The sequence below is a fragment of the Paenibacillus sp. FSL K6-1230 genome, from assembly GCF_038002385.1.
Taxonomy (GTDB): Bacteria; Bacillota; Bacilli; order Paenibacillales; family Paenibacillaceae; genus Paenibacillus; species Paenibacillus massiliensis.
In genome coordinates this window covers 3335215-3350115 of record NZ_JBBOCK010000001.1, presented here as the reverse complement: position 1 = coordinate 3350115, position 14901 = coordinate 3335215, and the positions used below count along the sequence as shown (strand labels likewise).

Below are 14901 nucleotides of genomic sequence, written 5' to 3'. Positions count from 1 at the left end.
AGGTAGAGAGGTATGGAACTGTACTTTTTGGGGACAAATGCGGGTGTACCGACATTACAAAGGAATGTGACTTCCATTGGATTGCGCCTCCTGGAGGAGCGTCGAAGCATGTGGCTATTCGATTGCGGTGAAGGTACACAGCAGCAGATTCTGAAATCCCCGTTAAAGCTAAGCAAGCTGGAAAAGCTGTTCATCACGCACATGCATGGTGACCATATTTTCGGCTTGCCGGGGCTAATCTCCAGTCGGGCGTATCAGGGTGGTGTGAATGCATTAACCATATATGGCCCACCAGGGATCAAGAAATATATTGATACCTCGCTTGAGCTAAGTCAGTCGCGGATTAACTACCCACTGGAGATTATAGAGCATCAGGGAGGCGTCATCTTCGAGGATGCGCAGTTTCGGGTAGAGGCCGCTCTCCTGGAGCACAGAATAGACAGCTATGGCTATCGCATCATCGAGAAGGATAAACCAGGCAGGCTGGAGCCAGCATTGCTACAGCAATATGGAATCAAGCCCGGTCCATTGTATGGTCAATTGAAAAAGGGTGAGCCTATTCATCTGGAGGATGGACGTGTGGTGCATCCCGAGGATGTACTGGGTGATCCGAAGAAAGGCAAAATTGTCACGATCTTAGGGGACACTCGTCCCTGTGAGGGTATCGTTAAGCTCTCAGCCGATGCGGACCTGGTCGTGCATGAAGCTACATTTGCCCATGGACTGGCTGATACAGCACATGAATACTATCATAGTACTGCTCGTCAGGCAGCTGAAGCAGCACAGCAAGCAGGGGTGACCCAGCTTGTACTAACACATTTCAGCTCAAGATACAAAGACATGGAGGAGCTGGAGGAATTGCTGACTGAGGCCAAGTCGGTATTTCCTAATACGCTGCTGGCTGAGGAGCATATTATATTACCTATAACAGGAGCCGGAGAATAACGATCCAGACGCTCATTTCAGGCTCATTTTGCAGGTGCCGGAGGCTGACTCCGGCACTTATTTTTGTCTATGTAGAGGTAAAAAATCGGTGTTCTGCGGGATATTTCCGGTGATTATTTTCCGGGCAAGCGCAGGATACGACATTTGTTCTTGACGAAACTCTTAATATTTGATACATAAATTGCTCCCATTCGACCAGGATTTCTTCGGTGTCATGTATTCCTGCTATTGATTTTGACGTATTGCGACACATGGTTTACAATCAGCGGGGAATGAACAGTTTTATTCAGGATTTCTATATTGCCCAAAGATTGCTACTACGGTGGGGAACCGCTTGGAGGTACAGCTATGAAGCCTTTACTTATTGATTTGGACGGAACATTATATCACGGTAGTCATATGATTCCAGAGGCAGATCGTTTCATATTAAGCCTGAGAAAGAAAGAATTCCCTTATTTATTCGTAACGAACAACTCATCAAGGACACCTGAGCAGGTAGCGTTACACTTGTCAGGAATGGGAATTCCCGCCGATTCACAGGACGTATGTACCTCAGCGATGGCTGCCGCCAGATATATTGCGGAAGAACATCCAGGGGCAAGGGTATACTGCATAGGAGAGGAAGGATTACAGCGGGCCATTGTGGACGCAGGTCTACAGCTTGTGGAAGAGAGTCCTGATGTTGTCGTGCAAGGGATTGATCGGCATTTTACATATGATAAGCTGGCTGCTGCGATGCGCTGGATTATGGATGGGGCGAAGTTCGTCATGACGAACCCTGATTTGCAGCTCCCAGCATCTGGTGGACTTATACCTGGTGCAGGCACCTTGGGAGCAGCCATCGAAGCAGCGACTCAGGTGAAGCCACTAGTAATCGGCAAGCCGTCCGGCATTCTGATGGATTATGCATTGGAGCTTCTTGGAGTGAACGCTGCCGATACGCTAGTCGTTGGGGATAACATACGTACGGATATCGCTGCAGGAGCGGCAGCTGGATGCAAGACAGCCCTGGTTCTGACAGGCGTATCTACACGGACCAATATGGAAGCACATATGAAGGTCGCAGCCGTAAGGCCGGACTATGTATTCAATGATCTGCCAGAGCTCCTGACTTGGCTGGAGCGCTAACATTTTATTTTATGCGGAAGGATTGATGAACTAATGCCTGAACTACCGGAAATGGAGAATTATCGCACTTTACTGTCTGAACGCATTCTTGATCAACCCATTACGGGCGTCACCATAGAACGGGAAAAATCTCTGAACGTATCCACAGATGTATTTCGTAATGCATTGATTGGGAACAGTGTCGTGTATATTGAGCGGAAAGGTAAGCATCTGATCTTCCATCTGAATTCAGGACGCCGTCTACTGCTACATCTGATGCTCGGGGGTATGATGTATCTGGGCAGTGAGGAGGACAAGCCTGATCGTACCACGCAAATTGAGCTGGACTTTAGTGGGCTGAAGCTATGGTTCATTGGCTTGCGATTAGGATATCTTCACTTATTGACCTCGAAGGAGACAATGGAGGCACTATCTGATCTGGGCCCTGATCCTTTAGACCGCCATATGACGCTGGAGAAATTCACTGGACTGCTAAAAGGTCGCCGTGGAATTCTCAAGAGCACGCTTGTAAATCAGCATTGGATTGCCGGCATTGGCAACTGTTATGCAGATGAAATTGCTTTTATCGCAGGCATAACGCCTTCCTCCAAAATTACAGGCATTGCTGCATCCGCTGAACTTACGAGCAAGCTGTATCATGCTATGCAATCTGTACTGCGTGAAGCATATCAGGGCGGGGGTTATATGGAGATGCCACTATTTAAGGAAGATACTCACACGGGTGGCTTCAATGATCAGTGCAGAGTATATGATCGTGAGGGAGAGGCATGCACGCGCTGCTCCGGTAAGATTCGCCGAGTCGAGCTCGCGAGCCGTAAGGTATTTTACTGCCCAGATTGTCAGACTGAGGTATAACTCATGTATATCGGCGCCCACGTTAGCACCAGAGGAGGCTTTCTCAAGGCCGCAGAGAGAGCCCGAGCCGCAGGAGCGGGGGCCTTTCAGTATTTTTCGAAAAATCCGCGCAGCCTTCAGCTTAAGGCTCCCGATCTTAGAGATACTGAGGCTTGTCTTCGCTATTGTCGTACTCATGGGCTACAATCCATTGTACATACTGCCTATGTAGTGAATCCGGCGACAGGAATGACTCAAGGGAACGAGCTCTACGCTGCGACCGTAGCATCTCTTCGCAATGATCTGCTCATTGCAGAAGGGTGCGGCTCCTCGGGGATCGTTGTTCATTTTGGACATCTCAAATCAGCAGATCCGCTCACGGGCTACAAGAACATTATTCAATGTCTGAATGATGTTCTGAAGGACTGGCACGGGCAGACGAAAATTCTGCTGGAGAATCAAGCGGGAGATCACGGGCCGATGGGAGTCACGATGGAGGAAATGGTGCAGATTCGCAATCTGTGCCATGCCCCTGAGCGTATCGGCTTCTGTTTGGATACCTGCCATGCCTTTGCTTCGGGGATGTGGAGTGGGCAGCCGGATGATGAATGGTGGAATAAAGGAGAGACATTGGGCTATTGGGCAACACTCGGAGCAGTACATCTTAATGATTCACGCTATGGGGCCGGGTCCTTGAAAGATCGCCACGAGCGTGTGGGAAAGGGTCGAATTGGGGAGCGAGGCTTGCGCTGGTTGTTGGAGCACGAGACGATCCGTTCAATCCCTGTTATACTGGAAAGTGCACCTGGTGAGGATGGTACTCATCAGGAGGACATACACATGCTCTATTCTTGGTTTGAATAGCATGTGTAGCCAGAAGAGTATGTATAGTGAATAGTATGAATAACTACCACAACAAGCAGTACACCAACGGGATGCAACAGGGGATGATAGGTGGATGGAGGAGCAATCGAATGCATTTATATATGGATGATTACAGGCCTTGCCCACAAGGCTTCGCCCTCGCCAGAGATGCTGAGGAATGTATAGTGATGCTTAGAGAATGCCACGATCAAATAGATATTCTCTCCCTTGATTTTGATCTGGGACCATGGGGAACGACAGGACTTGAGGTTGCTTCGGCTATTGTGCGAGAGAAGCTGTATCCTAGACGTATTTATCTCCATTCCTCTAGTGATTACGGCAGAAGAGCCATGTATGAGCTACTGTATGAGCATAAGCCCAATGATGTTCAGTTGTATAACCATGCTATGCCTCATGAGCTACTCATCCAGATTGCAGGGGAAGGATAGTCCGCTATGAAGGAGCTTGCACAGAAGGAACTGCAACGGAGCATTTGGGAAGGATACCGCTTGGCTGTGTATGTGTACACTCCCATGTGCGGAACGTGTGCTGTCGCCCGTAAGATGCTGGATGTCGTAGAGCAGATGCTGGATACAGATATATTGGTACAAGCCAACATTAATGGCATTCCTCAGCTCGTACAGGAGTATCAGATTGCCAGTGTGCCTGCGTTGCTTCTATTTGATGGAGGCAGTGAGAGCCCCCGTGTCATTTATCGGATGGAGTCCGTACAGCATTTGCTTGAACAGGTGAGGAGTGTAGAAGCATGATTTCGATGAAGGATATTGTTCTTAAACGCGGGAATGTCCGCATTCTGGATAATGTCAACCTACAGCTTGGACAAGATGAGCATTGGGCCATTTTGGGGCGAAACGGCTCAGGCAAAACGACCTTACTGGAGATGATGACAGGCTATCTGTTCCCAACTAGTGGCCAGATTGAGGTGCTGGGCAATGTATACGGTCAATGTGACGTCCGTGAGGTCCGGAAGGATATTGGGTATATCAGTCAGTCCTTGCTGGAGAAAATGTCCTTGAAGGACCCGGTGTGGGAGGCGGTAGCGACAGGTGCGTATGCGTTTCTTCGTTTTTATCAGGACATTCCTGATGAAGCTAAGGAAAAGGCTATTCAACTATTGCAGGGGATGAAGCTTGGACGCACGCTAGAGCAGCCGCTTGGCACACTTTCTCAGGGGGAGCGCAAGAAAGTCATGCTGGCCCGTGCCTTGATGGCGGAACCGAAGCTGTTAATCATGGACGAGCCATGTTCAGGTCTTGATCTGTATGAGCGGGAGAACTTGCTGATCGAGATCGATCAGTTGCGGCAACGGAATATGTCGGTCATATATGTTACTCATCACATTGAGGAAATTGTACCTCTATTCACGCATGTGGCGTTCATTAAAGATGGCAGGATAGTGGCTGCTGGGCCGAAAAAGGAAGTTCTGACAAAAGAAACGATTATGCACACCTATGATATCAGCGTCGATCTGAATTGGGATGAAGATCGGCCTTGGATTCGGGTGCGCACTGGAGGTTAAGGAATTTGGAAGCGATGTTACCGGAATCAGGCCACGGCGAGGACACGGGCAGTCAAGCCCGTTTTATTTGCTCGGCTAATTTTAGTTTTGCACCCTATGCACAGGAGGAGCTCCGCCGTCTATTTGGTTCGTTGAAGAGTACGATGCTTGTACCAGGAGAAATTTTTCTAGTTACCTTACCTGCTGAGTCTGCAGATGTGGTCAAGCGGCTGCAGGAACACCCTGTCATGTTCTTACGCCACTTGTTCCCTGTACAGTATCAGGAGCCTGTGGAGGATGCCGAGTCAGCACTGGAGCAGTTAACGAAATATGTACTGGGCCAGCATAAGAAGCTGCAGGGAAGACGAATTTCCATTCAGGTGCGTAAAACAAAAGACTCGACCTACTGGACGGAAAGTGCCGGGGCACTTAAGCAGGCTATTACGGATCGTCTGTCGGAGCTACAGGCCGAATTCACGGTGCGTGAGGCGGATTACATTCTATCAGTGCTAGCTGATGGTCCTGTATGGTACGCAGGTCTGTCGGAGCCTGCTGACAATCTGTCTGACTGGAATGGTGGAGCGATTCGCTTCCAGAAAGAAGAGGGACAGGTCTCGCGGGCCAAATTCAAGCTGCTGGAAGCGGCAGAGCAATTTGGTATTGATTTTACGGCCTATCGAAATGCACTGGATATTGGAGCAGCACCTGGTGGCTGGACGTCCTTCCTGCTTGAGCGTGGCGTGAAGGTGACAGCTGTTGATCCGGCTAAAATGGACCCGACTGTTATGAGTATGCCGAACCTGACTTACTTGCGAAAAAATGCAGGTGAAGTGCGCTTTCGGGAGCAGCAGTTCGACCTTCTGGTATGCGACATGAGCTGGAGTCCGAAGCAGATGGCTAAATTGGTTACGAATCTGCTATACAGCCTGGTTAGTGGCGGAACAGCAATAGTGACGGTAAAGCTGATGCATAAGAAGCCGCTTGCGCTCATACAGGATGTCATATCTACCTTTGAGGAAGCCGGTATGCAGGTACAGCGTGCCAAACAGCTTTTTCATAACCGGGACGAGATTACACTTTATATGATTAAGTATTTGTAGATGTGTGTAATGCGCTATGTACTAGGTTTTAAGGGTCATTGATTGAATCCAAGGACTGACTTTAAGAAATTTCAAAAACTAGTTTACAAATTCTGTACACATGCTATATAATTACTTCTAAATTGCATGGTAACTGAATAGAGCATACAGGGAAAGCATCCCGAATCACCTCGTAATAGAGGAGGATTCATGGATGACTTTCCCTTTTTTGTGTTGTGAATTTTATATGAATAAGGCTAGGGATATGGGAGGGATCATGTTGAGGGCAAAGGTGCGACTTGCTCAAGGGGAGGTGCTGGTCAGTAGATACCGGATCAGTAGAACGATTGGTGCAGGAGGTATGAGCCGTGTGTATATGGCAGAGGATCTCAAGCTGAACGGAAAAGTGTGGGCGATCAAGGAGACAGCCGTGCAGCATAGCCGCTTAATCGATCTGCGCAGGGAGGCTAGCTTGTTGATATCACTTACACATTCTCGCTTGCCACGTGTAACTGATTTTTTCGAAGATATGGAGAGCGGCTACGTCTATCTGGTGATGGACTATATCGAGGGGGTGACACTAGAGGAGCATCTGCGAAGCGCGGGTGCAGACCTACATCGGGATGATCATATCCGATCGTTCGCACTGCAGCTGCTGGATGTTCTGCAATATCTACACGGCCATCAGCCTGCTGTAATTTACCGGGATTTGAAGCCTTCCAATATCATGATTACGCCAGATTATGAGCTGAAATGCATTGATTTTGGCATTGCGCGCAATTACAAGGTAGGTTATGAAGAGGACACTGTAAAGCTCGGGACGATTGGCTTTGCCGCACCGGAGCAGTATGGAGGAGGGCAGACGGATGAACGCTCGGACCTCTATAGTCTGGGGGCAATTCTCCTGTACATGGCCTCATCCGGCAAATATAGCGAATGGCGACCAGAGGTGGAGCGAGAGATTCAATCATGTGTACCAGGTGAGCTGCTGACAATCATTCGCAAATTGCTGCGTTATAATCCAGGTGAACGCTACCAGACAGCGCAAGAGGTAGTTGGCGATATTCAGTTCAGTTTATATGGAGGTGAATGGAAGGATAGTCACCGCACCAAAGGAATCGGGCACAGCGGTACGCGAGTTATTGCACTCATGGGCACTGCAGCTGGCTGTGGAGTGACCCACACGGCTATTGCCATTAGTCATTTTCTTGAAAGAAACGGCTATTCGGTTGCTTTGGCAGAAATGAATGAAGAGACGTGGGCATTTGATCGAATACGAGGCCTTCTGCAGGGAGAAGCAGAGTCTATGGAGCAGAATCGGGCTAGTCGCTCTTTTGCCCTAGAGGGAGTGCATTACTGGAGGCGAAGCTCCAGAGCGGACGTCATTGCTTTACTTGGCGGCAGTTACGAATGGATTGTCCTTGATATGGGTCATCTGAGTCATACGTACAGCCTGGAAGAATTTCAGCGTGCAGACTTCCCGATTATCGTCGCGCCAGGAGCCGAATGGCGAGTGGCTGATCTGATACATTTTGTCCAGACACTTCCCTGCGAGCCGCAAGCAAGATGGAGCTACTGCCTTCCACTCGCTTCGCAGGAAGTTGCTTCTAGAGTCGGTCGTGTTCTAAAGACGAAGCGAATGTTTGCTCTTCCGCTGCATCTGGACCCATTTGGTCCAAGCACGGATATGGAGCAAGAATTAAGTAAATTAATTCATGGCTCTATGCCAGTACGTAAAAAGTGGTTTCGTTTTTTGTTCAGAAGATAGAATGAGGGAGGTTCAGCTGGAATGTCCAGATTTAGACTTCGCCACAGGCAACTCGCACTCGCTGTGGGGATCGGCGCAGCGATTACACTGTTAATCTGTACAGCAGTAGGTATATGGATCATGAAGAGTGTGCAAGGCGGCTACAGTGAGCAGCGTTCTGCGCTGGAAATTCAGCTTGTTGAAGCACAGGAGATATTAAACCAAGAATTTAAGGAGGTTCCACTGGTGTCCAGGGCACGCACAGCAGGGGATCAACTATCGGCAGAGGATATTGCAATGGTTCGCTTACCAGTGACAGCTTTACCTGAGAACGTTTTGGCGTTGGAGGATGTGATCGGCAAGTACACCAAGATTTCTTTACCAAGAAACACACCGGTTACTGCATCTATGCTGTATACCAAGGGTGTAACTGCAGCAGATATACGGAATCAGGAGTTTCGGCTAATTCAGCTTCCACAGAAGCTAAAGCAAAGGGAGTTCGTTGATGTTCGCATCAAGTTTCCGACTGGAGAGGATTTTATTGTTCTATCCAAAAAAGAAATAAAAGATCTCTCTGGCGATCTCATTACCTACGAAATGAGTGAGGAGGAGATACTCATGATGTCAAGCGCCATTGTAGACGCCTATATTCATGACGCAACTATATATGCACTCAGCTATGTAGATCCTTATATGCAAAAGAATGCGGTGGTTACCTATCCGCCGAAGCAGGAGGTCCGCAAGCTCATTCAATCGGATCCCAATATCGTCGCAATTGCGACCAAGCAGCTTGAAATCCGCAAAAGAGAGACGCTTGAGGCGCATCTCATAAATATGTCGGAGGTAGACCTCCAGAACTTTAAGGCTGGAGCCGGCATCCAAAATCAAAGCAAAAATGGATTAAGTACCAGCTACATCGAGAAAGGTAGCAATGAATATACATCAGAGCTCCCACCAGTAATGAGTTCTTATCCAACTAGCTCTACAGATTCAACTGTGGATGTGAGTTCCACAATTGAAGGTTCGAGGGGAAACCATCAGCAAGATCAGGACAGCAAGAAAGTGTATAGTTCTTTAAACAATGAGTTGTCAAGACGAGAGTCGAAAGTTCAGTCCAATTCCGTCAATGTATCGGAAACGGAAGATCCTGCAGCAACTGCTGAGGATATCATCTATGGGCAACAGCCGGAGAAGCACGTAGAACCATAAAGAGGAGCATGCTTTGTGAAGAAAATACTGTTTATAGGGGCCTGTGATAAATCTGAGCTATTAATGTACTGTGCCAAAATAATGTCCAAGGCAGCTTGGCAAGTGTTGATCGTTGATGCCACGATGCAGCAGAGATACAGCTATATGATTCCGGAATTTGAGGCGAAGCAGATCATTACTGAATGTAACGGCTTTGATGTCGCCACGAACTTTCTTCCTTCTTGTACAGCTGGGGAGACAATCTATGAAGCCTTGAATACAGAATTACAGCAGGAACAGAAGAACTTGGGTACGTACGATTTTGTGTTAATTGATACCGACATCTCGTCATTTCTTGAGTCAAATTCGATTCGGAAGTGGGGAATGGTGGACCAGCATGTGCTTGTGTCAAATGCGGATCGGTACACCATTAGCTGTAATATAGCCATGTTGGAGATATATCTGGGACAGATGCAGACGAAGCTCATACCCTTTACAGAGATACACTATCCGTTCGTGGAAACGATTGTCGATCCAGAGTATTTACGGTCTACCCTGTCTCATTTACCGATTACGTTTGAAGAGGAGCGCGAGTTTTTATTTTATCTGGATGAGCGGGAGATGGCCCTGAAGAGTCAGATGCAATTCGAATCAGAGTTTCGATTAAAGTCTCTTTCTAGGGCAACCAAGCGCAATCTGCTCCATCTTCTGCGGATCTGGACAGAGGTTCCACCGAAGCAACTACAGGGAGCACTGAAATTAGCTGAGAGGGGAAGATAGGATGGCAATTATTACATTTTGGAGTCCTGAGCGTGGGAGAGGTAACTCAGCCAATGCTGCAGCAGTAGGCACGCTGCTTGGACTGGAGTATGACCTGCGAACGTTAATGGTGCAGACTCAGCAACGCGGGGGAGATTTACAGGGAGCTTTCGCCAAATCCAAGGAGCTACAGCTCAAAAATTTTGTGAACACAGCTACTTTAGGCTTGGATGCCCTGGAGCGACTATTAAAAACGAAGCGACTCACTCCGGAAAGCATCAGCAATCACTCTATTTCTCTGGAACCTGGGAGACTGGATTTGCTGCTAGGAACTAACAAACAGAGTCGAGCTTATCAGGATCACTGTTATCGAGAAGAGCTTTCAAGAATGCTACCGTTGTTGTTTGAACAGGCGAATCGATATTATCAGGCGATCATACTGGATGTGTGCAGTGGATTTGAGAATCCAGTGACTAATCGGCTGTTGGAGCAGTCTGATCTGATCGTGATTAGTCTGGGTCAAGAGACAGATGGGATTGAGAGATGTATGTGTCCACAATTTTGGCCAGAATCACTTCAACATAAGCCTAAGCTTATTCTCCTGTCTCAATATGACAGTAGATCTAAATACAGCTTGGTGAATCTAAAGCGTACGTATCGGATTCAAGGGCCGATTCTAACGGTACCTTATCTTTCAGCTTATCGGGATGCTATAAATGACAAGGATGTGCTGTCCTGGTTCCGGCGCACACGCCATGTCGGTAGACGTCATGATAGTTACTCATTTATCAGTGATGTACAGCGAATCACAAAAGAGATTTTAACTCAGATAGGAGTCAATACAGATGTTAAAAGGATAGAGAGGGGAATATCGTAGTGACGTTTCTCATAAATGGCATCATCATTTGTGTGATTCTACTTGCTTTGATCGTATGGTGCGTCTACCAATTAAGAAGATTGAATGCATACGCGGTTCCAGCCACAACATTACCTCAGCTGGAACGTGAAAAGTACAGCTTGCAGGTGATGATTAAGTACATTAAAGATCAATTCAATGAATTGACTGGAGCCAACCTATACGATTTGGCACTAGATTTGGAGGATTTTAATCGTCACAAGCAAATGCGTACGGAATTGAAGGCAGCCTTGAAAGGCTGTAATAGTGGTGATCTTTATGACAAGCTGTACATCAAGGAGCTTATCTTTGATTTGCTCATTCGCGATTACGGACTGAACGAGCATAATGTGGATCAGATCATTCCATTTGGAGAGCCAGCACAGCTTACGGTACAAGATCAGTTTGATATTTTGCTTCAATTATATAAACAAAAGTATCAGTACAAAGCCCTCTCCCGCATGATTGACGAGTATCGGCTGGATGATCTCAAACAGGTCATTGAACATGGTGACACAGAATCCTACATCATTACAGCGGAGGAAATCAGGCACATATATCGGCAGAAGGTAAGAGGTAGCCTTAGCTTTGAGGACAAGCTACAGATTATTACGCAAAGGATTTATCAGAGCTTCAAGGGATTTGGCGTTATTGATGAGATTCGCAACATGGATATTGACGGTATATCCGGGGGAGTGTCAGGTATTCCTTCGTCTATGAGGGATATTGAGGACGAAGAGGAGATGTTGATGACGATGCGAACTAATTCAGCACAGGATGCCACTCATTCGATCTGGATTATGTATCGTGGCAAAACGATCCATCTGTCCTTCCTGTCTTTTGGCAGTGAATTAGAACTGAAGCGAATTTGTCAGACGATCTACAAATGGAACAATCCAGGCCAGCTCACTGAGCAGAATGGTTATATTGTTAATGACATGAAGGATCATTCCCGCATTGTAGTAATGCGTCCTCCTTTCGCCGAGTCGTGGGTGTTTTTTAATCGAAAGTTCAATCTGTCATATACGAATCTGGAGCAGTTTCTACAACCTGAGGATGGAGAATCTGTCTGTAATGCGGACCTGCCTGCCGAATTGATTGCGCTCTTGATGAAGGGGGCGAGAGTTACAGCAGTTACTGGTGATCAGGGAACCGGGAAATCCACGCTAATGATGGCTATGACTCGGTACATTCATGGGTATCTGACACTGCGGGTACAGGAAATGGCTTTTGAGCTCCATCTGCGCAAGCTGTTTCCACAGCGTAATATTGTTTCTATTCGCGAGACAGCAGATATTACAGGCCAGAAAGGGATGGATATCCAGAAGAAGACGGATGGAGCTGTCAATATTATCGGTGAGGCAGCTACAGCAGAGCAAGTAACCTGGTTCTTGCAGGCGGGGACCGTTGCCAGCTTGTTTACCATTTTATCACACCATGCCAAGACGTTTCGGGATTTGGTCTACTCGCTTCGTAACTCGACTCTTCAGACAGGTCTATTTCGTAATGAGTCCATTGCCGAGCAGCAGGTAGTAAATGTATTGGATTTTGATATCCACTTGTTCAAGGATGCGCAGGGGCGAAGATACATTGAGCGAATAACGGAATGTGTACCTTTATTGGATCAGCAGTCTTACCCGAATCAGCCGGAACAGGCTGCCATGGAGTTTTACAGACGTATGACAGATCGCAAGACCTTCGAGGGACGAGATATCATCGTATTTGAGAATGGTGGGTATGTTGCCAAGCATCCCATTTCAGAACATCAAACATCAGAAATGATGAAGCATATGAATGATACGGATCGTGCCAAGCTGGTTCATTTGATATCAGTCTATTGGGGGCAGCCTGCATGAATCTTTGGCTATTATTCGGGATGGCCCTTGGGGGCTTCGTTATACTCATGCTGTTGTTTATTCTTATTACTATCGGTAACCAACGAACTAGACAAAGGAATATCTTGCAGCAGCAGTTTGGCAGACGTGCTAGCCAGCATCGGCTTCATCTGTTCTACCAAAAATCGTATGTTCATTTTCAGAGAGTACCTCCTCTACGCAGGTACATATGGAAAATTCGCAAACGCCTTGAAGTTCTAGATTCTTTTGACGAATACACGATTCGGCGTCAGACGATGAGAATAGCATTTACTACCTTGATCTCGACTACTGTACTGGTAATACTGTTCTGTCTAATCAGTCGGGATTTCATTACGATGTGTTTCATTTTGTTTGGAGCTGTCGTGGTGAATGGAATTATGATTACGACGTTCGTGAACCGTGTAGAGGATCGCTTACTGAAGCAGTCTGTTATTTTATTTGAAAATACACGACATCAGTTCCAGCGTACCAAGAATGTTGAGGAGGCCATTTATGAAGCTAGTCAGAGTGCTCCTCATGAGACAGCTGGCCACGGAGAACGCATTTATGAGATTTTAACAGCAGATGATCAGCAAAGGGCACTGGATATCTACTATGAAGTTGCGCCCAACAAATATTATAAGATGTTCACCGGCTTCTCTTATCTAGTCTCAGAGTATGGCGATCGAATGGTGAGGGACTCCTCTATGTACTTGAATGCAATTGCCAAGCTAATTCAGGACATTAATTATGACATTCTACGAAGAGATAGACTTAACTATCTTCTCAAGGGACTTTCCACGATCGCAGTGCTCTCGGTTCTGTTCATTCAACCTATTGAGGGCTGGGCGCGAAGGTATTTTCCAGTGATGAGTGACTTTTATACAAGTAAAATGGGCTTTTTTACAAAGGTGTTCTTCTTCCTCATAGTGCTATTATGCTACGCCATGATCAAGAAGCTGCTCGCTAACGATGAAGCCCGGTACATAGCCAAGTCTGAGCGTATGCTGTGGGAGAAGCTTCTTTATACCAAGATACTGCCGCTACGATGGTTGGTGGATCGGATCATACCGCAGCGACATCAAAAAAAACACTTTAGACTTGTTCAACTAATCAAGAACGCAAATTCTTATCTAACGTTGGAATGGCTTTATGTACAGCGCATGTTACTCTGTCTGATCGTACTTGTTATGTCGGTAACGATGTTCGTGTACATGCATTCATTAGCTACACACAACGTACTATATGATCCACTGAGGGGTACGGGAGTGTTTGGAAGATTGGGCCCCAATGAACTAAGGACTGCTCAGCAGAATACAGATTTTGATCGTGCCATAATTCGGACGCTGGCCCAAGGAACAGAGGTAACACCCGAAAGGTTAAGGACCTTAATCAGCACATTCACACAGACTAGTGAGCATGATACGAGAACAATTACAGCAGCTAATCGGATCTATCACAAGTATATGGAGATTCAACAGGAATACTTCAAATGGTGGGAGCTACTCTTTACCCTGATCCTGGCAACAGCAGCTTATCACTGGCCCGTCTGGCTACTGCATTTTCAGAAAAAAGTACGTTACATGGAAATGCAGGATGAGGTGGATCAATTTCATACTATTATATCGATTTTGGCTCATTTCGAAAGAATGGATGTTGAGACCGTTATGGAATGGATGGAGCGTTACAGTGTGATTTTCAAGGACCCGCTAAAGAATACGCTTAATATCTTCAGTAGTGGCCCAGAGGAGGCTTTGGAGAATTTAAAAGAAATCGTATCCTTTGAGGCTTTTGGGAGAATCATCGAAAAGCTACAGCTGTCCGTTGAGAAAATTCCATTAAGGCAGGCATTTGATGATCTGGAGCTAACAAAGGAGTATTACTCCGAGAAACGAAAGGAGCATTTCAACAGATTAATTGAGGTGAAAGCATTTTGGGGAAGAGCTCTGGGTCTTACCCCATCATTTTATCTGATTTTCTTGTATCTCGTTGTGCCGATGGTGTATCTGAGCATCATGCAAACGGCAGATTCGTTTCAGCAAATTACGAGAATATCAGGAAGGTAGAGGTAGTTTGAATTGTGAATC

The 14901-nt window shown here is 46.7% G+C and carries 15 protein-coding genes; 14 read left to right on the top strand and 1 reads right to left on the bottom strand.

What is annotated here, in order from left to right; genetic code table 11:
* Positions 1-12: 12 nt before the first annotated feature.
* From rnz to MKX74_RS14470, 13 genes are all read left to right on the top strand, one after another.
* Positions 13-945, top strand: a complete 933-nt coding sequence (gene rnz, locus MKX74_RS14530; protein ID WP_341178899.1) for a ribonuclease Z — start codon at positions 13-15, stop codon at positions 943-945.
* Between the two features lie 348 nt (positions 946-1293).
* A complete protein-coding gene (locus tag MKX74_RS14525; RefSeq protein ID WP_025680108.1) occupies positions 1294-2073 on the top strand; it encodes a TIGR01457 family HAD-type hydrolase in 780 nt (259 codons plus the stop codon).
* A gap of 33 nt (positions 2074-2106) precedes the next feature.
* A complete protein-coding gene (locus tag MKX74_RS14520) occupies positions 2107-2928 on the top strand; it encodes an Fpg/Nei family DNA glycosylase (protein WP_341178898.1) in 822 nt (273 codons plus the stop codon).
* A 3-nt stretch (positions 2929-2931) separates the two neighbouring features.
* Positions 2932-3771, top strand: a complete 840-nt coding sequence (locus MKX74_RS14515) for a deoxyribonuclease IV (RefSeq protein ID WP_341178897.1) — start codon at positions 2932-2934, stop codon at positions 3769-3771.
* Positions 3772-3881: 110 nt separating this feature from the next.
* A complete protein-coding gene (locus tag MKX74_RS14510) occupies positions 3882-4220 on the top strand; it encodes a cyclic-phosphate processing receiver domain-containing protein (RefSeq protein ID WP_028590780.1) in 339 nt (112 codons plus the stop codon).
* Between the two features lie 6 nt (positions 4221-4226).
* A complete protein-coding gene (locus MKX74_RS14505) occupies positions 4227-4541 on the top strand; it encodes a thioredoxin family protein (RefSeq protein ID WP_341178896.1) in 315 nt (104 codons plus the stop codon).
* Complete coding sequence (locus tag MKX74_RS14500; RefSeq protein ID WP_341178895.1) at positions 4538-5311, top strand: ABC transporter ATP-binding protein; 774 nt, start codon at positions 4538-4540, stop codon at positions 5309-5311. The genes MKX74_RS14505 and MKX74_RS14500 overlap by 4 nt, the downstream gene beginning before the upstream one ends.
* Positions 5312-5325: 14 nt before the next feature.
* The gene (locus MKX74_RS14495; RefSeq protein WP_341180582.1) at positions 5326-6390 is read left to right on the top strand and encodes an SAM-dependent methyltransferase; all 1065 of its coding nucleotides are present in this window, start codon (positions 5326-5328) and stop codon (positions 6388-6390) included.
* A gap of 256 nt (positions 6391-6646) precedes the next feature.
* Positions 6647-8137 carry a serine/threonine-protein kinase gene (locus MKX74_RS14490; RefSeq protein WP_341178894.1) on the top strand — a complete coding sequence of 497 codons (1491 nt, stop codon included), beginning with the start codon at positions 6647-6649 and terminating at the stop codon, positions 8135-8137.
* Between the two features lie 21 nt (positions 8138-8158).
* Positions 8159-9325, top strand: a complete 1167-nt coding sequence (locus MKX74_RS14485) for an SAF domain-containing protein (RefSeq protein ID WP_341178893.1) — start codon at positions 8159-8161, stop codon at positions 9323-9325.
* 15 nt (positions 9326-9340) lie between these two features.
* Positions 9341-10084: a hypothetical protein gene (locus tag MKX74_RS14480; RefSeq protein ID WP_341178892.1), complete on the top strand. Its 744-nt coding sequence runs from the start codon at positions 9341-9343 to the stop codon at positions 10082-10084.
* A gap of 1 nt (position 10085) precedes the next feature.
* A complete protein-coding gene (locus MKX74_RS14475; RefSeq protein WP_341178891.1) occupies positions 10086-10940 on the top strand; it encodes a hypothetical protein in 855 nt (284 codons plus the stop codon).
* The gene (locus MKX74_RS14470; protein ID WP_341178890.1) at positions 10940-12814 is read left to right on the top strand and encodes a pilus assembly protein CpaF; all 1875 of its coding nucleotides are present in this window, start codon (positions 10940-10942) and stop codon (positions 12812-12814) included. Before MKX74_RS14475 ends, MKX74_RS14470 begins: the two co-directional genes overlap by 1 nt.
* A gap of 11 nt (positions 12815-12825) precedes the next feature.
* Here the strand turns inward: MKX74_RS14470 and MKX74_RS14465 are convergent, their stop codons facing one another.
* Positions 12826-12990: a hypothetical protein gene (locus MKX74_RS14465; RefSeq protein WP_341178889.1), complete on the bottom strand. Its 165-nt coding sequence runs from the start codon at positions 12988-12990 to the stop codon at positions 12826-12828.
* A 99-nt stretch (positions 12991-13089) separates the two neighbouring features.
* Here MKX74_RS14465 and MKX74_RS14460 point away from each other — a divergent pair, with 99 nt between their 5' ends.
* On the top strand, positions 13090-14880 hold the full coding sequence (locus MKX74_RS14460; RefSeq protein ID WP_341178888.1) for a hypothetical protein: 1791 nt from the start codon (positions 13090-13092) through the stop codon (positions 14878-14880).
* Positions 14881-14901 lie beyond the last annotated feature (21 nt).

Excerpts from the sequence above, each read along its gene's own strand:
- MKX74_RS14460 (WP_341178888.1), top strand. The coding sequence starts at position 13,090 with ATGAGAATAGCATTTACTACCTTGATCTCGACTACTGTACTGGTAATA.
- MKX74_RS14465 (WP_341178889.1), bottom strand. The coding sequence starts at position 12,990 with ATGAACATACGATTTTTGGTAGAACAGATGAAGCCGATGCTGGCTAGC.
- MKX74_RS14500 (WP_341178895.1), top strand. The coding sequence starts at position 4,538 with ATGATTTCGATGAAGGATATTGTTCTTAAACGCGGGAATGTCCGCATT.
- MKX74_RS14475 (WP_341178891.1), top strand. The coding sequence starts at position 10,086 with ATGGCAATTATTACATTTTGGAGTCCTGAGCGTGGGAGAGGTAACTCA.
- MKX74_RS14505 (WP_341178896.1), top strand. The coding sequence starts at position 4,227 with ATGAAGGAGCTTGCACAGAAGGAACTGCAACGGAGCATTTGGGAAGGA.
- MKX74_RS14520 (WP_341178898.1), top strand. The coding sequence starts at position 2,107 with ATGCCTGAACTACCGGAAATGGAGAATTATCGCACTTTACTGTCTGAA.
- MKX74_RS14515 (WP_341178897.1), top strand. The coding sequence starts at position 2,932 with ATGTATATCGGCGCCCACGTTAGCACCAGAGGAGGCTTTCTCAAGGCC.
- MKX74_RS14485 (WP_341178893.1), top strand. The coding sequence starts at position 8,159 with ATGTCCAGATTTAGACTTCGCCACAGGCAACTCGCACTCGCTGTGGGG.
- MKX74_RS14495 (WP_341180582.1), top strand. The coding sequence starts at position 5,326 with ATGTTACCGGAATCAGGCCACGGCGAGGACACGGGCAGTCAAGCCCGT.
- MKX74_RS14490 (WP_341178894.1), top strand. The coding sequence starts at position 6,647 with ATGTTGAGGGCAAAGGTGCGACTTGCTCAAGGGGAGGTGCTGGTCAGT.
- MKX74_RS14510 (WP_028590780.1), top strand. The coding sequence starts at position 3,882 with ATGCATTTATATATGGATGATTACAGGCCTTGCCCACAAGGCTTCGCC.
- MKX74_RS14525 (WP_025680108.1), top strand. The coding sequence starts at position 1,294 with ATGAAGCCTTTACTTATTGATTTGGACGGAACATTATATCACGGTAGT.
- rnz (WP_341178899.1), top strand. The coding sequence starts at position 13 with ATGGAACTGTACTTTTTGGGGACAAATGCGGGTGTACCGACATTACAA.